The organism is Reichenbachiella sp. MALMAid0571 (genome assembly GCF_040151475.1).
Classification (GTDB): Bacteria; Bacteroidota; Bacteroidia; order Cytophagales; family Cyclobacteriaceae; genus CAXBNB01.
Map to the genome: position 1 here is coordinate 140936 of NZ_JBDKWG010000130.1, position 20145 is coordinate 161080.

21 protein-coding genes are annotated in these 20145 nt (G+C 36.1%); 9 read left to right on the forward strand and 12 right to left on the reverse strand.

What is annotated here, in order from left to right; all coding sequences use genetic code 11:
• The first annotated feature begins 69 nt into the window (after nucleotides 1-69).
• The 4 genes from AAOP42_RS11980 (at nucleotide 70) to AAOP42_RS11995 (ending at nucleotide 4193) form a co-directional block, all read left to right on the forward strand.
• Nucleotides 70-1983, forward strand: coding sequence for a T9SS type B sorting domain-containing protein (locus AAOP42_RS11980; protein WP_349528756.1), 1914 nt, complete (start codon nucleotides 70-72; stop codon nucleotides 1981-1983).
• Nucleotides 1984-2079: 96 nt separating this feature from the next.
• On the forward strand, nucleotides 2080-2418 hold the full coding sequence (locus AAOP42_RS11985; protein WP_349528757.1) for a YbaB/EbfC family nucleoid-associated protein: 339 nt from the start codon (nucleotides 2080-2082) through the stop codon (nucleotides 2416-2418).
• The gene (locus AAOP42_RS11990) at nucleotides 2411-3427 is read left to right on the forward strand and encodes a glycosyltransferase family 2 protein (protein WP_349528758.1); all 1017 of its coding nucleotides are present in this window, start codon (nucleotides 2411-2413) and stop codon (nucleotides 3425-3427) included. The genes AAOP42_RS11985 and AAOP42_RS11990 overlap by 8 nt, the downstream gene beginning before the upstream one ends.
• A complete protein-coding gene (locus AAOP42_RS11995; RefSeq protein WP_349528759.1) occupies nucleotides 3420-4193 on the forward strand; it encodes a DUF2490 domain-containing protein in 774 nt (257 codons plus the stop codon). The genes AAOP42_RS11990 and AAOP42_RS11995 overlap by 8 nt, the downstream gene beginning before the upstream one ends.
• A gap of 20 nt (nucleotides 4194-4213) precedes the next feature.
• On the opposite strand, the gene AAOP42_RS12000 is transcribed toward AAOP42_RS11995, so the two are convergent.
• The 4 genes from AAOP42_RS12000 to AAOP42_RS12015 form a co-directional block, all read right to left on the reverse strand.
• Nucleotides 4214-5011 (reverse strand): hypothetical protein, encoded by a 798-nt coding sequence (locus AAOP42_RS12000; RefSeq protein WP_349528760.1) that lies wholly within the window; start codon nucleotides 5009-5011, stop codon nucleotides 4214-4216.
• A gap of 220 nt (nucleotides 5012-5231) precedes the next feature.
• Nucleotides 5232-5477: a hypothetical protein gene (locus tag AAOP42_RS12005; protein ID WP_349528761.1), complete on the reverse strand. Its 246-nt coding sequence runs from the start codon at nucleotides 5475-5477 to the stop codon at nucleotides 5232-5234.
• A gap of 86 nt (nucleotides 5478-5563) precedes the next feature.
• Nucleotides 5564-6559 (reverse strand): Kelch repeat-containing protein, encoded by a 996-nt coding sequence (locus AAOP42_RS12010; protein ID WP_349528762.1) that lies wholly within the window; start codon nucleotides 6557-6559, stop codon nucleotides 5564-5566.
• Nucleotides 6560-6857: 298 nt separating this feature from the next.
• Complete coding sequence (locus AAOP42_RS12015; protein ID WP_349528763.1) at nucleotides 6858-7049, reverse strand: cold-shock protein; 192 nt, start codon at nucleotides 7047-7049, stop codon at nucleotides 6858-6860.
• A 245-nt stretch (nucleotides 7050-7294) separates the two neighbouring features.
• Between AAOP42_RS12015 and AAOP42_RS12020 the strand changes: the two genes are divergently transcribed.
• Nucleotides 7295-7885 (forward strand): hypothetical protein, encoded by a 591-nt coding sequence (locus AAOP42_RS12020; RefSeq protein ID WP_349528764.1) that lies wholly within the window; start codon nucleotides 7295-7297, stop codon nucleotides 7883-7885.
• Here the strand turns inward: AAOP42_RS12020 and AAOP42_RS12025 are convergent, their stop codons facing one another.
• Complete coding sequence (locus AAOP42_RS12025; RefSeq protein ID WP_349528765.1) at nucleotides 7886-8680, reverse strand: alpha/beta fold hydrolase; 795 nt, start codon at nucleotides 8678-8680, stop codon at nucleotides 7886-7888.
• Between the two features lie 27 nt (nucleotides 8681-8707).
• Nucleotides 8708-9751 carry an SMP-30/gluconolactonase/LRE family protein gene (locus tag AAOP42_RS12030; RefSeq protein ID WP_349528766.1) on the reverse strand — a complete coding sequence of 348 codons (1044 nt, stop codon included), beginning with the start codon at nucleotides 9749-9751 and terminating at the stop codon, nucleotides 8708-8710.
• 273 nt (nucleotides 9752-10024) lie between these two features.
• On the opposite strand from AAOP42_RS12030, the gene AAOP42_RS12035 reads away from it, so the two are divergent.
• Nucleotides 10025-11974 (forward strand): cyclic nucleotide-binding domain-containing protein, encoded by a 1950-nt coding sequence (locus tag AAOP42_RS12035; protein WP_349528767.1) that lies wholly within the window; start codon nucleotides 10025-10027, stop codon nucleotides 11972-11974.
• Nucleotides 11975-11998: 24 nt separating this feature from the next.
• Nucleotides 11999-12607: a GDSL-type esterase/lipase family protein gene (locus AAOP42_RS12040; RefSeq protein WP_349528768.1), complete on the forward strand. Its 609-nt coding sequence runs from the start codon at nucleotides 11999-12001 to the stop codon at nucleotides 12605-12607.
• Nucleotides 12608-12615: 8 nt separating this feature from the next.
• Here AAOP42_RS12040 and AAOP42_RS12045 read toward each other — a convergent pair whose 3' ends face one another.
• Entirely contained in the window at nucleotides 12616-13098 is a 483-nt protein-coding gene (locus AAOP42_RS12045; RefSeq protein WP_349528769.1) for a GyrI-like domain-containing protein, read from the reverse strand.
• Nucleotides 13099-13207: 109 nt separating this feature from the next.
• Nucleotides 13208-13627 (reverse strand): outer membrane insertion C- signal, encoded by a 420-nt coding sequence (locus AAOP42_RS12050; protein WP_349528770.1) that lies wholly within the window; start codon nucleotides 13625-13627, stop codon nucleotides 13208-13210.
• A 170-nt stretch (nucleotides 13628-13797) separates the two neighbouring features.
• Between AAOP42_RS12050 and AAOP42_RS12055 the strand changes: the two genes are divergently transcribed.
• The gene (locus tag AAOP42_RS12055) at nucleotides 13798-14175 is read left to right on the forward strand and encodes a hypothetical protein (RefSeq protein ID WP_349528771.1); all 378 of its coding nucleotides are present in this window, start codon (nucleotides 13798-13800) and stop codon (nucleotides 14173-14175) included.
• Here the strand turns inward: AAOP42_RS12055 and AAOP42_RS12060 are convergent.
• From AAOP42_RS12060 to AAOP42_RS12075, 4 genes are all read right to left on the reverse strand, one after another.
• The gene (locus AAOP42_RS12060) at nucleotides 14162-14848 is read right to left on the reverse strand and encodes a LytR/AlgR family response regulator transcription factor (protein ID WP_349528772.1); all 687 of its coding nucleotides are present in this window, start codon (nucleotides 14846-14848) and stop codon (nucleotides 14162-14164) included. The genes AAOP42_RS12055 and AAOP42_RS12060 overlap by 14 nt on opposite strands.
• Nucleotides 14845-17853 (reverse strand): ATP-binding protein, encoded by a 3009-nt coding sequence (locus AAOP42_RS12065; protein ID WP_349528773.1) that lies wholly within the window; start codon nucleotides 17851-17853, stop codon nucleotides 14845-14847. Before AAOP42_RS12065 ends, AAOP42_RS12060 begins: the two co-directional genes overlap by 4 nt.
• Nucleotides 17813-18355: a heme NO-binding domain-containing protein gene (locus AAOP42_RS12070; RefSeq protein WP_349528774.1), complete on the reverse strand. Its 543-nt coding sequence runs from the start codon at nucleotides 18353-18355 to the stop codon at nucleotides 17813-17815. Before AAOP42_RS12070 ends, AAOP42_RS12065 begins: the two co-directional genes overlap by 41 nt.
• Before the next feature lie 90 nt (nucleotides 18356-18445).
• Nucleotides 18446-19318 carry an AraC family transcriptional regulator gene (locus AAOP42_RS12075; protein ID WP_349528775.1) on the reverse strand — a complete coding sequence of 291 codons (873 nt, stop codon included), beginning with the start codon at nucleotides 19316-19318 and terminating at the stop codon, nucleotides 18446-18448.
• A 317-nt stretch (nucleotides 19319-19635) separates the two neighbouring features.
• Between AAOP42_RS12075 and AAOP42_RS12080 the strand changes: the two genes are divergently transcribed.
• Nucleotides 19636-20034, forward strand: a complete 399-nt coding sequence (locus AAOP42_RS12080) for an HYC_CC_PP family protein (RefSeq protein ID WP_349528776.1) — start codon at nucleotides 19636-19638, stop codon at nucleotides 20032-20034.
• The last annotated feature ends 111 nt before the right edge of the window (nucleotides 20035-20145 follow it).

Sequence of the window (20145 nt, forward strand, 5' to 3'; positions counted from 1 at the left end):
ATTGACAACTCATACTATAACTTGCAGTTTTATTACAGACCAGTCACTTTGATCAAAAACATTTTAACATTGAAACCAAACTACAGATTACTTGTTTTTGCATTGGCGATGATTGCTCAGGTAAGCATAACCAAAGCACAAACTACCAGTGTAATGGGTAGGTTTTCTGTACAAAATGTAACAGGATGTGCTCCTTTTGAAGTTGATATAACAGAACTGGACAACTTCGGTAGCAGCACTACAAGGCAGTATTGGTATGAAGACAAATCTGGTGTACCAACTACCGATAAAAATTTCACTTATAACACACCAGGGGAGTATTACTTGGTTCAATTGGTTGGAGCCAATGTGCCTCAAAAGGAAGACTCTCTAAAAATAACCGTATATGACCCTGCTCCACCGGAATTTGAAATCCATAATTGTGCAGGGCACACAATAAGAGTAGAAATTACCGACACTAATTACGACAGGTACAGAGTCAACTTCACCGCTACGAATTCAGAAGTAATAGGGCCGGGCATTACAAGTTCCGAATTTGATTTTGGTACTGCCGGGGATTACCCCATCACAGTCACCGGGTTGTACAACAATGCAGTCAATAACTGTGGCACTAATACCAAAACAATCACTACCATAGACAATATTGTCACGCCGATATTGCATTCGGTTGAGGTAAATACTGAAAGCTCGGATGGTTCCACACTACTTACCTACACCATAGGAGAGGAATCTGTCTATGTGCTTGAAGTCAGTGAAAATGATATAGTTGGTTTTTATGATTTATATGAAATTACAGGAAACAGAGAAAACGTTACAGGAATAAACACACTAGGCAATTATTATTGTTACAGAATAAGGACGTTTGATGCCTGTAGCAATGTTTACATTTATTCCAATATTGTTTGTAGCACTTCTATAAATGTGAAAGTAGATAATGGTGTAAACTTGGTTTCATGGAAAACAGCATCAGGGATTCCAAGCTCATACAAAGTAATTAGAAATGGAGAGGTTCAAACAGAAATCAACGACACTTTCGCTTCTTCATTTGATGATGACAACATACTTTGTGGCAATGACTACTGCTATGAAATACAAGCTATTTTTAATTCAGGAAGCTCTCTGAGTATTGACACTTGTGTTGTGGCCAGCAAAACAGGCGACCTGCCAGCCCTATCCACCCCTTCCTCAACCATATTCAATGAAGGAGTAGTTTTGAATTGGGAAAAACCAATAGAGGATATACAACTGAGTCAGTATATGATTCAGCGCTCTGCAAATGGCAAAGCATTTAGCACCATATCAAGAACACTGGACACAACATACATAGATAACAGCAACAGTCCTTTTCGCCAAACCCTGAAATACAGAATTTTATATCAGGACAATTGTGGCAATACATCTATCCCATCCCCCATAACTGCTCCCATAATACTACAGGTAAAAAGTGTAAATGGAAATGCAGTAGTGTTGGAATGGAACAAATACGAAACCTGGGGCAATGGAATAAGAACCTACTTTATAGAAAGGCTGGACGATTCAGGAGCAATCATGGAAGAGTTTAGTGTACTAAGTGGCAGAACCAAAGAAATTACATTTTCGACTGATGATGATCAACCAAAAAACCTGCGTGTAAGGGCTGAATCTTTAGATCAAACGCCTTTGATTTCCTATTCAAACATACGAACAGTAGTGATCAACCCATTGGTCAACTTCCCTAATGCTTTTACCCCCGATGGAGATGGGTTAAATGATGACTTCAAGCCAATTGGTACCAAGGTATTTAATTTTAAGATGCAAATATTTAGTCGGTGGGGCAATGTCATATTTTATACAGAAGATATGAATTTAGGCTGGGATGGGCGTATTAACGGGAAAAACGCTTTGGAAGGAACATATACCTACCGTGTTAATTACGAAGATGCTACTGGCAGGTCATTTGACAAAGCAGGTTCGATTGTCTTGATCAGAGACAACAATAATTAATTGGATGGATTCATTTCTATTAGAAGGATTCCTCACATAGCATGTTATAGTATATCTTTGCGAGCTACAATTCTAAAACTCTTAAATACTAGGAATATGTTTGATATGATGAAAATGATGGGCAAGGTGAAAGAGATGCAAGAGAAAATGAAGATAGCTCAGGAATCTCTCGCCGAAATTGTAGTGGAAGCAGAATCCGGGGCTGGCATGGTAAAGGCTACTGTAAACGGAAAAAAAGAACTCGTCTCAGTGAATATTGATTCTGCCCTACTTAATCTGGAAGACAAAGAAATGGTTCAGGATTTGGTAGTAGCAGCCACAAATAAAGCATTGGCAGAAGCTGATATTAAGGCGAAAGAAAAACTAAAAGAAAGCACCGAAGGAATGATGCCAAATATTCCGGGTTTCGATTTGGGCAACATGTTCAATGGCTAAGGTAGCTGTAGTTATATTAAACTATAATGGGCGACAGTATCTTGAAAAATTTCTTCCTGATGTAATCAGGCACAGTTCTGATTCAGATATATATGTTGCCGACAACAAATCCTCAGACACTTCTATCAGTTTTTTAAAAGAGCATTTTCCAGAAATCAATCTCATTCTCCTGGAAACAAATAACGGCTATGCAGCAGGATATAATCTGGCTCTTAAGCAGGTTGAAGCTGAGTACTATATACTGCTCAATTCAGATATAGAAGTCACTGCCAACTGGATTAATCCTATCGTGGACTTTATGGATAGCCATCCAAACGTTGCGGCCTGTCAACCTAAAATTTTAGATTATAAAAACAAAGAGTACTTTGAATATGCCGGTGCTGCAGGAGGGTACCTGGATATTTTGGGGTATCCATATTGCCGGGGTAGAATATTTGATACCCTTGAAAAAGACCATGGCCAATACGATTCAAACCAACAAGTGTTTTGGGCAACAGGAGCCTGTATGTTTATCCGTTCAGAAGTTTTTCATCAACTTGGAGGTTTTGACGAATCTTTCTTCGCCCACATGGAAGAGATCGATTTGTGCTGGCGGATCAATATGTCTGGAAAACAAGTCTATTGCATACCTGAAAGTAAAGTATTTCATGTAGGAGGAGGAACGTTAGCCAAATCAAACCCTCAAAAAACTTATCTCAACTTTCGCAACAATCTGACCATGCTGTATAAAAACAGCACAGGAATATCTTTATTCTGGAAACTCCCCTTGAAATTTTTATTGGATATATTGGCTTCATTAAAATTCTGGAAAGACAATTCATTCGATCATTTTACTGCTGTTTTCAAAGCGTATTCTTTTTTTGTAAAAAAAATACCTGAGAACAATCTAACAAGGCTCAATTTGAAAAAAAACAACCTAAGCACCCCTCTTAGCAATTCTCTAACTCCCGTTCAATATTACCTTTTTGGCAAAAAGCATTTTTCAGATTTGACCAAGCAACATGAGTAAATTAATATTGACAAACAAAAGCTACAAGGCTTCCATAACATTGATTGTGATATTACTTTCCTTCACTTTACTTGCACAAAAAAAGCATGTGATGCATGAAAACCAACAGTGGATCGAGTACAGTAATCTATCATTGTTGTCAAATAAATTCAGGCTGCAAACTAATGCCGGATTACGATGGAATGATTCGTTCAGGCAAAAGTCATTAAAGTTTGTCAGAACAAGCTTAGGGTATCAGATGCATCCGGACATTTTGATTTCCGGGGGATTAACATTGGTTCGTTCTTATAGTGAAAATCAACTTAATAAAACTGAAATAAGACCTTATGAAGAGGTTTTGATGAATCGCTATTACAACAAATTAAGAATACAGCATAGATTTAGAGCCGAGCAACGATTTTTAAAATATACAGATACGAACCTTCACGGTTTTCACCATAGATTAAGGTATCGATTCATGCTTAGGTGGCCAGTATATGCTAATTCTTCAGACATCAACTCTAAAAATCTGACTATAAATATAGGAGATGAAGTCTATCTCAATGCCGGAAAAGAAATCACAGATAATATATTCGATCAAAACAGAATTCTTATAGGCCCGTCTTTTCAGTTTAATCAAAAATTTGCAATTACCTTGTTATACATCCAAAAGTTCTCCAAACTGGATCTTCCTAGTGATTTTGAACAAGATGATATAGTTAATTTGACAGTAAGACACACATTCAATTTTACCAAGAAAAAATACCATTCAAAAATTGATTCTTAGCTTGTACTCATCTTGAACAGTTATTCCTCAAAATGATGTCGGGTGAAAATATTACCCGGCGTAATAGTATAGATTTTTTCCGAATCATTGTACATCACATCTATTTCCATATCATCATATCCAAAAACATAGATATTCATCTCTGCGTTGAGGTTTACGTTATGACTGAGTAGTTTTTTCATAGCTCCCCACGACTCCCTAAACTCTTTCTTTTCACTTTTAGAAAGTTCGCCCAAACCAAGGTTTATAGAATTATTAGACATGTAAGACTCATGCAATTTCACGGTTACTTCTGCCATATCAAGGTTGGTTTTTCTCAGAGACTGGTTATACATATGTTGAGATAGCAGATTATGATTCTCCAGTGATAACAATTCGGATTTGATAGAATCGTTTTTCAAATCAGCATAGTAATATTTGTCATGCAACCAGTTGTCACTCACCTCAAGTACAGAAATCAAAAGAGTATCATAAATAGCATGGGTGTAAAAATTGATTGGCACCAAAAACATGGTAAAATTCTGATGCTCGGAAAAGTGCGTAATGAATACATCAATATCTTTTCCCACACTAACATCTTTCCGTCTTAGTTGAGTACTCTTCGGATCTATGTCATGCCCTTCTTCGAGTAATTTTTCCAAAAAATTTTGAGATGATGTAAATTGATGCACAATTTTTTCGATATTTTCTACATGATTCTCTTTGATGTAATCCTCCATAGATTCTTCTACTTCAACCACATCTTTGTCCTGTCCAAAAGACATGCAGACACTTAATAGGGGAATTATTAAACAAAGAATCACTATTCTATACATCATTCAATTCATTTTCTTTCTAACCTTCAAGTATAATCTTCTTTAATGAAAATTCAAACGTGAAGCTCATGTTAAACCAACAAGTTCAGGAAGATGGACAAGCTCTTGTAAGCTACCTCCTATGACTACTTTTTAGAATGGAAAAGCTATAATGGAAACTACTTCCTTCTCCAATTTATCAGGAAAAATGATATGCAAAATGAAATAATGAAGCCAAATGTATTTATGAAAAATGAAGCCAAAGAGCTTTCCACTCTTCATCTAAAGAGCCAGAAAAAAAATCTTTACCTGCCCTTCTATACCAATACCCGGCATTTCCATCATCACCTTCTTTTCTGTGGAGATAGGCGTGAATCCAGGCTGCTTCTTTTGTAGGCAAGTCTTGTATCAAATCATGGGCTTTTTTCCAATCACCCAAATTATCACACTCTAAGGCTTTCTTATATATATCCTGACTCTTTTCGCTCATAAATCAAAATTACGAACCGTCAGGTAATATTCCTAAACACAAACAACAATCTCACTACTGAAGTAAGATTGTTGTTTGAATTCTTTTTATATCTTGAGTGTAAAAACTTCCATAGTTTCTATAGGTAAACCATCTCCCCGGTAGCCATTACCTCCGGCAACATAAATTTTATTTTTATATACAGCGGCACCCATTCCATGTCGGCCTTCAATTAACGAAACCATTTTAATCCATTTGTTTTTCCTGGTATCATAAGCCTCTGTCTCAATATGAGCAGTCTCACTGAAAGCTGACTCTCCCCCAACAGTCACCACATATTTTCCAAGGGCTACAGTCGATGTACCTGCCCGCATAGTTGGTATCCCTTCTGGCAAAGAGTACCATTCTTGTTTGTTAAAATCAAATACATCTACTTCCTCTATTGTTTTTTCAAAAGAGTGATCTGGTGCCATACTTTTTCTCCCACCTAACACAAACAGTTGATCATCAACAGCAGTAGCATTAAAATGATCTCTGACTCTGGGGGCATCCGCAAGAACAGTCCACTTTCCGGTCTCCGGGTCAAACTCATCCATCCAGGCAACATGCCCGTCTGTATGTCCATTGGTGATTCCACATATCAGATATATCTTGTCTTTGTACAAAGAGGCTCCAGCGGCTCCTCTTCTACGATTTTCAGGAATTTCTGCTCCTTTTGTCCAACTGTCATCCATAGGATTATAAATGTAAACGTTGGGGATAGGCACCTCATTGGGATAGTTGCCTGTCAGGGCACCTAAAATGTATAACTTATCATTGTAGCTTACAGCTTGAAAATGGTGCATTTCTAAAGGGGGTTTAGGTTTCACCAGCCACACCCTGTCTTTTAAATCAAATACACTTGTCTCCACTTCACCTCTTCCCCCCAGCAAGACTAATTTATCCGCAGCAATACCTAAAGATCCTTCATCTCTGGGTATGTATTCAGAACCATCCATTGATTCTGCAAAATCCCATCTGCCAACTAAAGATTGAGAAAAGACCTCCAGGGCAAATGTTAAGCATAAAGTGAAAAATGTGGTAAAAAGTAGCGTTTTTTTCATAAGCATCCTGATTTAGTGTAAATACAATTTAACCAATTTAAGAAATAAAAACACGCAATTCAGTAGTCGATTCAACCAAAGTACTATAAATATCAATTGCCGACCTTTAGGATGGTATTATAGAAAGAATAATTATTACGAAAAGAAAACTGCTGAATAATAGAGTTGAGCTGCATAAAGAAAAATACTCCTCAAGGCTTCAGGGTGAGTATATTCAAATAACCAAGAAACATCTAAAATCAGGCATAAAAAAACCCCGGAAATCGGGGTTCAGAAACTTAATAAATTCAATATTATATTAAGCGAGTTTCACATCAACCGCATTCAATCCTCTTTTACCTTCTGCCAGATCGAAAGTTACTTCATCGTTCTCTTTGATTTTGTCAACCAAACCAGATACGTGAACGAAGTACTCTTTACCTGATTCATTGTCCACTACAAATCCATAACCTTTGGACTCGTTGAAGAATTTTACTTTTCCGTTATTCATTTAAATTGTAATTGTTATAAGTATCAAAAATAGAAGAAATTATTTAAAATTCCAGTTTTAGAAAGGTTTGTCTTGTAGAATCGGCTCTAAACCGTAAACCAGAGCTTTTTTTCAGGGATTTTTACAGGTATGATTAGCGATAATTATTGATATATAATATTATTATGCTTCAATTTTATTCATTACCTTAAAATAATCGTTAATAAAGCTCTTGGATATTCTGATAAATTAAAACTATCATCAACATGAAAAATATCTACATCACCCTAATTATTTCCCTGATTCATTTTAACCTTTTCTCACAAATCCTCACAAAGAAGGATCAAATAGCAGCAACTGTGTTGACCTTGCCTGAAGAACTGCAGGAAGGTGCTATGGTTTGGGGCTATAACGAATCAGGTTCTTTGGTTGTACTTAAAACAGGAACCAATGACATGGTATGCCTTGCTGACGACCCGAACAAAGAGGGATACAACGCTGCATGTTACCATCGAGATCTGGAAGACTTTATGGCTCGGGGCAGGGAACTCAAAGCCGAAGGGAAATCAAGTGGTGATATAACTGAAATCAGAGAAACCGAAGCTAAGAATGGCCAGTTAAAAATGCCTGACCATCCCACTACTCTTCATGTCTGCTATGGGCCTGAAGGGAAATACAACAGTGCGACAGGGAAAATGGAAAATACCGACCTCCGATATGTGGTGTATATTCCCTGGGCAACTTCAGAGTCCACTGGTCTGCCAATCAGGCCAATGGTTCCTGGTGGTCCATGGATAATGAACCCGGGAACACACCGTGCCCATATAATGATTACACCCCCTAAAACAGAGAAGTGATCAATGCACACCGTTTAGAAAAACTTCTATCACATCTATTACCTGAAGAGGTTCTTCTATTACTGATGAGTGTCCAGCTCCCTTGATTATCGCCAGCCGGGATTGTGGAATTTTCAGTTTAATATTTTTCGATTTCTCAGGAGGAGTTGCAACATCTTCGTCCCCTACTATCACCAATGTGGGAATATATATATTATCCAATTCGTTCATGATGCTTTCCCTGTCAACTACTCCTTTTACAGCCCTGGCTATTGATTTTTTATTGGTAAGCAGCTCATTTCTCCAAAGTTGCACCAAATCTTTTCTGGCTGGATCGTTTAAAAATGTTTTACCAAAAAGAATGGGCATTACCTTATTGACGACAGATGACACTCCCAAAATCTGGGTAATAGTTTTTAGAAAATTGTATTTGATACGGTTAGGCTCTTTTTCTGCTGATGTCTCAAGTAAAATAAGCGACTTAAGTAGTTCAGGGCTTCTTGCAGCAATCCTCATTGCGACAAAACCACCCATTGACAACCCCACAATATGACATGGTCCAATATTCAGTTCACGAATCAATGCAACCGCATCTTCATAGACAGAATCCATATCATAGCCACTTTCTGTGACTTCACTTCTCCCCTGTCCCCGATGATCATATACTACACATTTATAACTCGCTTTGAAATAATCAACCTGATCCTTGAACATTTTTCCGCTAAATAACAACCCATGGCTAAACAACATAGTCTCCGGCCCATGCCCATGAATTTCGTAATAAATTTCTGCTCCATTTATTTTAATTGTTGCCATTCTTGATGCCTCCTTTTCTTAATTTCCTTACTTTAACCTTCCTCTTAATAACTTTTTCTCAAAAACTGCTCCTATAAAGATTTCACCTTTGTAGGTAACCGCTACACTCGATCCTGACAGTTCCTCTCCACTATTCAGATAAATTTTTTCCACTCCAAACACTTTAGCTCCATGAGGTGTGACCTTCAAAACTTCGGACGGAGATTTCTTTGCCGGATTCCCTGCGTGTTCTACAAAAGCAAATAACTTAGGATGTGCACCAACCCATATATTTCCTTTCTCATCAATATTGATATTGTCAACACCAGTTCCCAATTTCAGTGTGCTTTCTACTTCCAAAAACCCAGTATCAGGATTCCTGTTAAAGGTAAGTAACTCTCTGGCTGTGGTATGTGTCAGGTAGAGCTTTCTTCCGTCGTGAGAAACGGCTACACCATTAGCATAATTCAAGCCGTCATAAGCTTTTGAAAACTTTTCTCCATCGTAATAAAGCAGGTAAGAAGAGGGGATTTTGAGATAATCTTCCATTGTACGCATCACCCCTTCTTTATTGCCATGATCGTTGGTAACATAAAACTTATGCTTATCTACCACCACCAAATCATTGGGGCAATTCATTGTCTCATTTTCAAAAGTTCGGATATGGGTTAACTGATTGTTTTCAAATTTAAATGCTTCGACATAGTCTCCCTGGTTATTATGATTGACAGCATATAAAAAAGACTCGCCATTTTGCTCAAAAAAAGAAATACCATGTGGATGAAAATCTCCACTATAAGTTGTTTCCAATTTGACTGGAGCAGTACCTGAATCAATTTGAAGAAGATAAATCCCATCATTAGGAGCTTTCTCTCCTCTTATCAAACTCCATCGGTCAGAAGAAGAAATAAAGAGCAATCCCCTTTCCCGGTCAATAGCCATATCTTCTGTACCCGACATAGAGTTATAAATTGTTGTGACTTCTCCTGTAAATTTATTTTCAATCGTCTTAAAAGTACCTGAATCAATGATGGTACTTCCGGTAAAATAGATGATCCCTAATAAAAATATGATAACGAATTTTTTCTTCATACCTCCAGTCAATTATACTATATAATACGAAGATAGTCATTCGTAGAAAAGGTTAAAGGCTAATTTAAGAGTTGAGCCAAAATGAATTTCACCGTTTTTATTTACAACTTTTTCAGGATTTGATTCGGCAAGTAAATCCTTCTCAATTATCATCAAAAAATACGATCAACAAATCTCATCAAAACACCTGCTTTGTTAAAATTTATATAAGCATAAGATGATATTTTTACATACTATTTAGTATTTTGTATGAATTATTAGAAAGTACACCTATTGGCAAACAAAAGAGAAATGGAAAAGTTGTCGCCTGTAATTAATGAAATACTTTCCAGAGCCACTACCGTGACTTTCAGGCAGGGAGAGGTCTTATATGAACAGTATGCCAGACCAAGTTACCTGCACATAATACTGGAAGGAACTGTAAGCTTTTGCTACAATATTGCCAGTATGGAGCAGGAAATTATGATTGGTAAAGCATCCCTGCCATATACACCTATCGGTATCAATATTTTCAGCATACCATTCAGAAATGAATATACTGTAAAAGTAATTTCTGAGGAAGCAACATTTTTAAGACTAGACAAAAAACAAATAACTGAAATTATAGAATCTGGTTTCCACTATTCTCTGGAGTTTTTTGATTTTATAAACAAAAAAGCGCATAAATTGATAGGTGAGGCCACTGAGTTATTTGCAGATACTCCCATAATATCAACATCATTTGACCTAGACCGAAACATTGCTGAAGGATATAAATCGGTAAATGAACTTGATCAATTAGAAACGGTGCTTTTTCTTCTTCAATCGCCTTTTATGGAAGTTTTCGAAGAAAGTGAATTGATAGAATTGACTGAAAGCATTGAAAGAAAACAATACAAAATTGGTGATGTAATCGGGCTTCAAAATCAACCAGCATCAGGTATCAATATTTTGGAATCCGGAGAAGTGGAATTTTCCAGAGTGAATCATAAGAATCACGAAAGCTATCGTGTAGCTTTCAGGTCAATTTCTACTCCCGGATACCTACTGGGCTCATCCAGTATATTGAATGAACCCAGCCTTCTTACCTCCAAGGTGAGCAAAGATGCAGTGATACTGCATATTCCTGCTGAAGCATTAACCGGGTTAGGAAAGAAAAAACCTGATTTTGCCTTAAAATTGCAAAAGCGTATTTTATGGTTAATAAACAATCAACTCAGAGCTGTAAGAGCCCGGCTCATTGCTGCTCAGTTTGATGAAGAAGTAATGGTAGCAACCAGTCTTATAGAAAGCAACAACACAAAGCTTTCTATTCATTCGGTCTTACACAAGGTACCGCATCTGCTACGAGATAAACTCACCATAAAAGATGGAATAGAAATACTTCATCATACTGAAATCAATGGCACTGGTATCGAAAAAAATCTGGCTTCACTTTGTCTCGACAATTTGCACCATACACAAAAAGAAGCTCAATTCTACGATGGACTAAAAAACATCTACAATACAGTAGCAAATGCATCACCAAACAATAATTCCGAAAAAATACAATATGAATGTATTCTCAGTACAAAAAAAGCCTTTGCTCCTGCTTCAGTTATTATCAAAGGGTATGAAAACTTGCCGGACAAATCAGGGCACATTTTCATTTACAACCACCTGCTTAACGACCCTTACTACACACTTCCTAACCAATTTCAAATCACACTGGATTCTCACTTTCTGAATTCTTTGATTTTTGAAAAATACGGTGATACTGGTCAAAGAATAGTAAGAGTAGGCAGAAATATCGAATATGCACATCAGGAATATTACGAAAGACTGGGTTTTATTGATGTTTACACCAAAGAGTCTGATAAGCTAATTGAATCCTCTGAAGAAAAAACCGAAAGAAGAAAGCTGTTATTTGAAAATCTTGAGAATCAACTGCAACAAGGCAAAAACATCATGATCAGCCCTGAAGGGACTTCCTACCCAACCGAACAGTCTCCGGGAATTTTTAAATCTGCTATTTTCAAAATGGCCGTTAAAATGAAAACCGAGCCATTGATCGTTCCTATTGTAATGGTGAATTTTGATAAACGTATCCGAAACAATAAATTCACCTGCCAAATAAAAAAGCCATTTTTATTGAGCAGTCAAATGAAAAAAAACGGGTATTCAGATGTAAAATCTTTTCTGATAAACTACCAATCTGAATATAAGAATTACATTCGGGAACTAATCGAAACTACACCCAAATAGGCAAATAATTATAAGCCATATTATATGGAATTATTAGATAAAACTCTTTTCGAAGATGAAATCATAGCATTGGAACAAAAAATTGATTCTAATGAAAACTCAGACAACATAATTGCTTTTTATGGTAGTTCATCTATTAGATTGTGGGATTCTCTCCCTCAAAACATGACTCCTATGAATGTGATCAATCTGGGATTTGGAGGGTCATCTTATCCCTATTGCGTGAACTATTTTGAGCGTGTATTTGCCAAGCTAAAACCCTCACAACTGGTACTTTATGCGGGTGACAATGACCTGGGCAATGACCATAGCCCTGAGCAGGTGTTACAAAATTTCAGTCTGTTGGTTGATTTGATTCAAAAACAATTTCCAAACGCCCTGATCCATGTAATATCCATAAAGCCCAGCCCAAGTAGGGAATATTTACAGCAAACCATAGAGCAAACAAATAAATTACTCAGAGATAAAATCACAAATACCAGAAATGGATATTGGATAGATGTTTATTCTAAAATGCTGACTCCAGAGAATACACCCAACCCTTCACTTTATGTAGAAGACATGCTCCATTTGAACGAGAAGGGCTATGATATTTGGCGAAAAGAAATCAGAAAACATTTAATCTCACTCTGAAAATACAGTTACTTAACAGGTATCCAAATCTCTTCTTCGGAGTTTGGATCATTAGGATCATAATTTTCATCTAATATTTCAAAGTGTTCTCTTTGGTCCGGTTCATATTCAGAATTAGGAAGCCATACTCCATATATCTGTTGAGCTGTTTTATGAAAATCACTGGCTATACCCTTATATAGAAATACAGCATATTTTCCACCTTTGAGTGTATAAGACTTCATCGTAGCAGGAATATTATCAAAATCAGAAACCTCTGCTGCAGCCCATTTTTCAAATTCCGTATGAGGAGTGAAATTCTTAAAATCCAATGCCTCATCGTAAACCTGCATAGAATAAAAATGTGGATTGGACCTGTTTTTTATTTCATTGCGTCTTTTCATGAAGTTTTGCCATAGTTCAAACGTGGTATCGTTTGATATAGACATCTGTCTGTTAAAACCAACCAATTTCTTTTCTTTAATAAATTCTATTCGTGGTATTAAATTCATTTTCCCTTTTCTTATTCAAAAAAATACCCTGACAATACTAATCTAAAATTTAGCATTGACAGGGTAAATATAAATAAGGTCTAATTTAACCTCAGTATGGACAAATCTGTTACTTATTAATGATGTACCTTATATTAAACCCAAAGCGATCAAAAAACATATCAGTAGTTTCAACTAGAGTCAAAGTAGGACGCCAGTCAACACTCAAAGAGACCGGAGCATCTGCAAACCGATATTCCACACCCAATTCTCCAGCAGCTGCAAGTATAAATGGGTCTCCAAGAAAAACAGTTGGGCCAACTCCAGCATACCAATTAAAACCATCTTCACCCAGTGGTTTGTAAATAAAATCCCAAAGTGCATCTACACCTAAACCGCCATTTCCAAAAGAAACATCAGCATGAATTCTACTAAACTCAGATGTTGAAAATACCCCATCTACAGCGACATTACCACCTGTTACATCTCCTAATCTTACTCCTATTTCCTGAGCTTGCGACATCATACAAATCCCTAATAATGGGATCATAAAAAACAAAACTTTTTTCATCTTACTAATTGTTATAATTTAATAAGTACAAATCTATTACTACTATAGTACAATCCAACTATCAAATTAATAGAATAAAGACAGCTCTGGATTTTGATGATCCGTCTTTTAAGGTGAGGCAAGTAAGAATCAACACCCTCAGCAACTATATGTCTGACAAACTAATTGGTGGAGGAATAGGCAGTGCAGGGTTTTGGGGAAAACGATTCTCTCCCGGATCATTTTTAGCTGAAATAGGAACAGATGGCCATTATACAAGGATATGGATGGAAACTGGAAAAATTGGACTATATCTGTATATTTCTATGTTGCTAGTCATCATATTCTATTTAGGAAAGCTATTGTGGAAGATGAAAAATGGAAAACTCAGACAAGTAATTTTGGCCTTTTACTGTGGATTTGTTGGCTTGTGTGCAGCCAGTTACACCAATGGGCTAATCACTCAATTTCCTACAGGGGCTTTAACTTTTATCAGCCTGGGTTTTATTTATCTTGGTGCTAAGGGAAAACTCCCTAAAGTGTCTTGATTTTATTCATCAATATAGGCTTGTGAGCACGGCTCACAGGTATCACTTTGTCTTTTATCAACAAGTTGGTGTCTTCAATATCTATTATTTTGGTCAGGTTTACTACATAGGATCTATGTACCTTTAGAAAATTGACATTAGTAATCTTTTGATCTATATTTTTAATAGTAGAGTGTACTATATATTTCTTACCATCTTGTGAATAAAACCTGACATAATCGCCAAGAGACTCTATGTACATAATCTCATCCAATTCTATTCTCACGAACTTACCATCTACCCGCACAAAGAGTTGGCTTTGCACTTCTTGTGGACTAACATTATCATTCAATTCTTTCGCTCTTTCAATTCCTTTTAAAAGCCTGCCAAGTTGAATTGGTTTGGGTAAAAAATCCGTTACCTGATACTCAAATGCTTCCAACGCATATTTCGAATGACTGGTAGTAAAAATAATTTGTGGTAAATCATCTACACTCTTCACCAGTTCCATACCAGAAAGATCTGGCATTTCTATATCCAAAAAAACCAGGTCAATATCTTCATTCTTTAACCAGTTCAACGCATCTAAGCCATTATCAAACGACTCAACAATAGTAATATCATCTATCTTTTCGCACAGCATACTCAAAGAAATGCGCGCCATTTCATCATCATCGACTATTATACATTTCATTTTTCCATAAATTTATCCATTTTGGTTAATTCTCGCTGAATAATTAACTTGCCAGCATTGAAATCTGACTCCAATTTTGGAAAATTTAATGTTATTTCCGACCTAATCTCAATATTTATTTTTGATTTCTCATAGTATTCCATCATTTTGGACAAATCAAATAATCCTACCATTGCAAAGTTTGGTTTTATTTTATGCGCAATGGAAGACACTTCATCCCAATTCTCTTCCTGTATAGATTTCTTTATTTTTTGAAAGTCTTCATCAATAACCCTATTGAATACCTGAAACATTTTATATGCCCGTTCAATATTATCCTGATAGTAATTTCCTAAGTTTCCAAAATCTAATTCCGGGGAAAATTGAAAGTCATTAGTTTCCACGCTTTCAATCTTTTTAATAATTCTAAATTTTGACAAAGCATCCCCAAGGTCATCTTCAGTATATGGTTTAGTAAGGTGATAGTTCATTCCTGCCTGCATTGCTTTTTCTCGTTCATCTATCAAAGCTGAGGCAGTTAGTGCTATAATTGGAATTGCACAGTTAGGATTTTGTATCATCGACCTCAGCCTAAGCGTTGTTTCATATCCATCCATCCCTGGCATACGAATGTCCATGAGTATCAGGTTGTATTTGTTTTTTTCTAACATCGTCAGAGCCTCAAATCCGTTATTTGCAATGTCATGGCGAATATTCCACTTATTAAGAATGCCTGATAAATAGTACTGATTGATCTCATTATCCTCTACCACCAATATACTTCCAGTTTCCTTGAACTCATAGTGAACACTTTTTTCTATCGGTTTCAGCCTTGCTCCCCCCTTCAATTTCAAATTAAAAATTATGGTCGTTCCTTCATTCACTTTACTTTCAGCTCTCACTTCACCACCATACATCGATACCAGCCTCTTTACTATATTCAACCCCAAACCTGTGCCACCGTACTTAAGTTTTGTTTCATTATCTACTTGCTGAAAAATATCGAAAATCGAATCAAGTTTTTCTGGAGCAATACCAATACCTGTATCACTTACTCTAAACTCAAAATTCGTGTATCCCCGGGAAGACCCAATTACTTTCCCATCTATAGTGATGGCTCCTTCTTCAGTAAATTTGGTAGCATTATTTAATAAATTTAAGAAAATTTGATTTATCGCAGTTGGATCTGCCATCGCTTTAAATTCATCAGAAGAAATCAGTTTGTTTTCATATTTGATATTTTTATCCCTGGTGTTGAATCCTGCAATTTGGATTAAGCCATTTACTACCTCCGAAATATTAATTTCCTTTTCCGTGAGCTCTAGCGTCCCACTTTCTATTTTAGAAATATCCAACACTCCGGAGATTAATCCCAGAAGAATATCAGAAGAGTACTTTATCTTATTCAGGTGGTTGAGTTGTTCGTTGGTAGGCTTGGTATCATATAGCAGGTTTGTGATTCCGATAATTGCATTCAGGGGATTTCTTATTTCATGACTCATATTGGCCAGGAACTGCTTTTCTGCCTCACGAGCTCTTTCTGTCTGAAGTTTGGATAGCTTCAAATCCTCCTCCAGCTTCTTTCTGGAATCGATATTATAATGAATGCCAATGGTTCCGGCGATTTTGCCATTCTGATCATAAAATGGTGCGCCACTGATCAATACCCAGATCAGCTCTCCATTTTTCTTTCTCATTTGAACCTCATAGATACTTTGTTCGCCTTTAAGTCGGAGAGCATCTTGTTGATCCATGAATTTCATGTACTTGTCCAAAAAAAACACCTTACGTGCATCTTTGCCTATCAGTTCCTTTTCATCATAGCCTGTCATTCTGCAAAACCACTCGTAAGCTTTGAGTATTCTATGCTCCAAATCAACTTCAAGAAGGCCAAGCTCCATATTTTCAATAATACCTCTATATTTCTCTTCAGAAGCCTGAACTTTCTTTTGGTATGCTCTACTACTAGTTACATCGGTTACTTGCCACATTTGGCCAACAAACTCATCTTTCGAATAAATTGGAATAAAATCACAATCCAAAATGGTACCATCAACCATTTCCAACTCATACTTTGATACATTTTCATTATGCTTTCTACAGTGGTCAACAATATCTATAAAGCCCTGTGGATTCTTAAAAAGATGTTTCACCAGATTAGCTGACTCTCGTTGGTCTTTCCCAAAAATCTCACTATTTGGAATATTGAATTTAAATGTCTTTCTAAAAGCATCATTGATAAGTACTATTTTGCCATATTCATCATTGAGTAATAAGCCTGAATGTAAATTATGGATAAGACTATTTGTAATTTCAGTGCGTTTTTCAATTCTCGACTCCAGGTTCAGGTTTATCTGTTCTGTGAGTGAATTTTTAAAAATCACAGATATAAGGCTGGAAATCGTTGTAATCGTTTTGAGATGATTCCTGTTAAAGAAATCCCTTTGACTATGTCCGGTTTCTATTATTCCAATTACTGATTCTTCAAACTTAATGGGTACGGCCAGTTCCGATAGGCGAATGTCATCTCGATGCTTGGTAATGTATGGATTATACGTAGAAGTATCACTTAAAATTTCAGCTAAACCTGTTTTAGCTACATTACCCACAATACCATCACCAACCTTTATTTTTTCATTTAAGTCATTTCCTTTAGAACCAAAGGCGGATATCTGATAGCAATAACCATCTGCTACCTTATAGATAGTACAATCTTCTAAATCATACTTTGAAATTAACTTTTCTGTTATAATAGAAGCTATTTCCTGTAAATTGCTTTTACCTACTAAATATCCTGAAAAATCATTTATGGCCTGTATAAATTGTTTGTTTCGCTCAAGCTGATTTTCCAATTGCTTATTCACTAACTCAAGCGTTTGATTAGAACTATAGAGTTGCAAAGACTTGGATTCTAAAATTTTTTCAGCATTTTTCCTCGCTTTCCGCTCTCTTTCTATGCGTCTTTCAAGCTGATTAATTTTATCTTTAAGAAGTTTTATTGATGGTGAATCTGACGACTTCTCCATTTTGATCTAATTGCTTTGTTCGAACTGTTCCTTTTTCATTAAAATGACTCATGCTAGCTTCAATAAGCCCCTCGGCAAAGTCACTCATTTTTCTTGATGACCGATAAATCATTACCAATACGTTCTCTTCCATTTTTTCTATCTCAAATCTGGGTAATTCCGCATCAGGATAAAGCTTCAATACCTCAGGATGAATTTTATCATCTAATGTTGATAAAATATCAAAAGAAGATTTTGCAGCAGTAAAAAACTGAGGATACGCCTTGGTGAATACGCCAAATAAATGCCATCCAAATTTTTGGAGAATATAGTCCGAGTCTTTTCCAGTAAGTTCACTTGTTTTGGTCAGAAGCTGGACTAATTCACTAAACTCGTAAGAACCAATAGAGGTATAAGAGCCCCCTGATGGCAGATCACATGAAGTAATAAGCCGATCAACTAAGTCATACCCGAAATTGTCCTCGACAAAATCCAAATATTCTGTAAATACTATACCTTTCATTCGATATTAAATATATTGAACAAAGAAATGTATTCATATATTTTTCGATTTTTGGTAAGAATCTGTAGATTTTTGGAATTAAGATCAATTTTAATTTGATTGACTCAAAGCCTGCTTATACTTTGAAGGAGTATATCCGGTCTGTTTTTTAAACTTCCTATTGAAATGAGATAGATTGCTAAACCCTGATTTATAACAAATATCAACTATACTCATATCTTTATCCAAAAGCATTCTGCAAGCTTTCCCTATTCGTATTTCATTCAAAAAATTGACATAGGTCTTTCGGGTTCGTTGCTTGAAAAACCTGCAAAATGCAGCTGGAGTCAAATTAGCAATATCTGATATTTCATCAAGGGATATATGCCGATAATATTTTTCCATTGTAAACTGAATTACATCATTCAATCTTTTCCCTTCATGCTCATCCACATTATGGTCACCAACTTCAGTAGATAAATACTCTAATGAATCCGCAGCACAGATAATTTGAAATACATCCAATAATCGAATAATCTTCTCCATATTTCTGGCTGATGCCAGGTCATGAAGTTTTGATATTAAAATTGTCTTGACCTCACCATGTACTTTTATTCCTTTTCGAGCCCTGTTAAAAAGATCATCTAAATCTTTCGCTTCCGGCATTTTAAAAAAAACATCTCCAAATGAATTCTGATCGAAGAACACATAGATCACTTCAGCTTTCAAATCGGAATTTATATCAAAATATGTATCATCGTTTTTAAATACATGCGGCACATCGGATCCGATCACAAATATATCATTGGGCTTGAAATCGCCTATATACCCACCGATAAATGCAGTACCTGTACCCTGCAAAATAAGAGTGATTTGTAATTCGGGATGTTGATGCAATGGATTATACAGATGATTGCTTACATTATGCTCCACCACAAATGACTCATCAGAACTCTTTGGCAGTTTGAACGGTAGTATTTTCATTAGTTCAATATACTAATACCATTTATACATTAAAAATCTATTTCCGTAAAACATCCTTGCAAAAATTGCATAGGTTTCAGATAATATGCATGCATACTAAATTACCCTTCCCTCTTAAATTTGCAACACTATTGATTGAAAATAGTCGATTCTACTTTTTTTTAAAAGTACATTGACCCAAACGATGCGACAGATTAATTTCTGTTGCATCTCTTTTACAACTTCTACTCATTGGATCAATGTGATTTCTTTATACTGAAAATTATACAACAGTTTGAGTGAATTCTGTAAATCCTTTTAATCAAAATAGCGTATCATTGCATAAGCATTTTGCATCAGTGAAGTCAATTCTAAACATATCGCTAAGCCTCATCCTTTTGATGAGCACCATTGGGATCACAATTTCCAAACATTATTGTGGTGACTTGCTGATAACTAAATCTGTTATACTAAAAGCAAATCCTTGCTGCGATTCCGGACAAATGCCTGAAGGATGCTGCCACGACAAATCAGACAGTTTCTCTATTGAAGATGATTTTCAACTTACTCAGATTACTTACAATCAGGATTTAACAGTTGGTCTTTTAACATTCAATGATTTCTTTCATCTGAAATTTGACCAAAACATTATAGAACCAGATTCATCTCTTGCCGAATCACCCCCTCCTATCCCTGAAACTCCCATCTATATTCAGGTTCAATCTTTTCTTATTTAAATAAGTATTCCTTCTGCAGAACGTTTTTTCCGCAGAACCCTGTAGTTATAGCTTCTGGGATGATCAATTATTCCATTGTTATTCCGGCTTCCAGATGAACAGCTCACAATA

What these genes read in the sequence shown, in the direction of transcription:
- AAOP42_RS12070 (WP_349528774.1), bottom strand. Translation starts at nt 18,355, where the DNA reads ATGAAAGGTATAGTATTTACAGAATATTTGGATTTTGTCGAGGACAAT.
- AAOP42_RS12075 (WP_349528775.1), bottom strand. Translation starts at nt 19,318, where the DNA reads ATGAAAATACTACCGTTCAAACTGCCAAAGAGTTCTGATGAGTCATTT.
- AAOP42_RS11995 (WP_349528759.1), top strand. Translation starts at nt 3,420, where the DNA reads ATGAGTAAATTAATATTGACAAACAAAAGCTACAAGGCTTCCATAACA.
- AAOP42_RS11985 (WP_349528757.1), top strand. Translation starts at nt 2,080, where the DNA reads ATGTTTGATATGATGAAAATGATGGGCAAGGTGAAAGAGATGCAAGAG.
- AAOP42_RS12005 (WP_349528761.1), bottom strand. Translation starts at nt 5,477, where the DNA reads ATGAGCGAAAAGAGTCAGGATATATATAAGAAAGCCTTAGAGTGTGAT.
- AAOP42_RS12040 (WP_349528768.1), top strand. Translation starts at nt 11,999, where the DNA reads ATGGAATTATTAGATAAAACTCTTTTCGAAGATGAAATCATAGCATTG.
- AAOP42_RS12030 (WP_349528766.1), bottom strand. Translation starts at nt 9,751, where the DNA reads ATGAAGAAAAAATTCGTTATCATATTTTTATTAGGGATCATCTATTTT.
- AAOP42_RS12010 (WP_349528762.1), bottom strand. Translation starts at nt 6,559, where the DNA reads ATGAAAAAAACGCTACTTTTTACCACATTTTTCACTTTATGCTTAACA.
- AAOP42_RS12020 (WP_349528764.1), top strand. Translation starts at nt 7,295, where the DNA reads ATGAAAAATATCTACATCACCCTAATTATTTCCCTGATTCATTTTAAC.
- AAOP42_RS12060 (WP_349528772.1), bottom strand. Translation starts at nt 14,848, where the DNA reads ATGAAATGTATAATAGTCGATGATGATGAAATGGCGCGCATTTCTTTG.
- AAOP42_RS12065 (WP_349528773.1), bottom strand. Translation starts at nt 17,853, where the DNA reads ATGGAGAAGTCGTCAGATTCACCATCAATAAAACTTCTTAAAGATAAA.
- AAOP42_RS12045 (WP_349528769.1), bottom strand. Translation starts at nt 13,098, where the DNA reads ATGAATTTAATACCACGAATAGAATTTATTAAAGAAAAGAAATTGGTT.
- AAOP42_RS12025 (WP_349528765.1), bottom strand. Translation starts at nt 8,680, where the DNA reads ATGGCAACAATTAAAATAAATGGAGCAGAAATTTATTACGAAATTCAT.
- AAOP42_RS11990 (WP_349528758.1), top strand. Translation starts at nt 2,411, where the DNA reads ATGGCTAAGGTAGCTGTAGTTATATTAAACTATAATGGGCGACAGTAT.
- AAOP42_RS12015 (WP_349528763.1), bottom strand. Translation starts at nt 7,049, where the DNA reads ATGAATAACGGAAAAGTAAAATTCTTCAACGAGTCCAAAGGTTATGGA.
- AAOP42_RS12050 (WP_349528770.1), bottom strand. Translation starts at nt 13,627, where the DNA reads ATGATCCCATTATTAGGGATTTGTATGATGTCGCAAGCTCAGGAAATA.
- AAOP42_RS12055 (WP_349528771.1), top strand. Translation starts at nt 13,798, where the DNA reads ATGTCTGACAAACTAATTGGTGGAGGAATAGGCAGTGCAGGGTTTTGG.
- AAOP42_RS12000 (WP_349528760.1), bottom strand. Translation starts at nt 5,011, where the DNA reads ATGATGTATAGAATAGTGATTCTTTGTTTAATAATTCCCCTATTAAGT.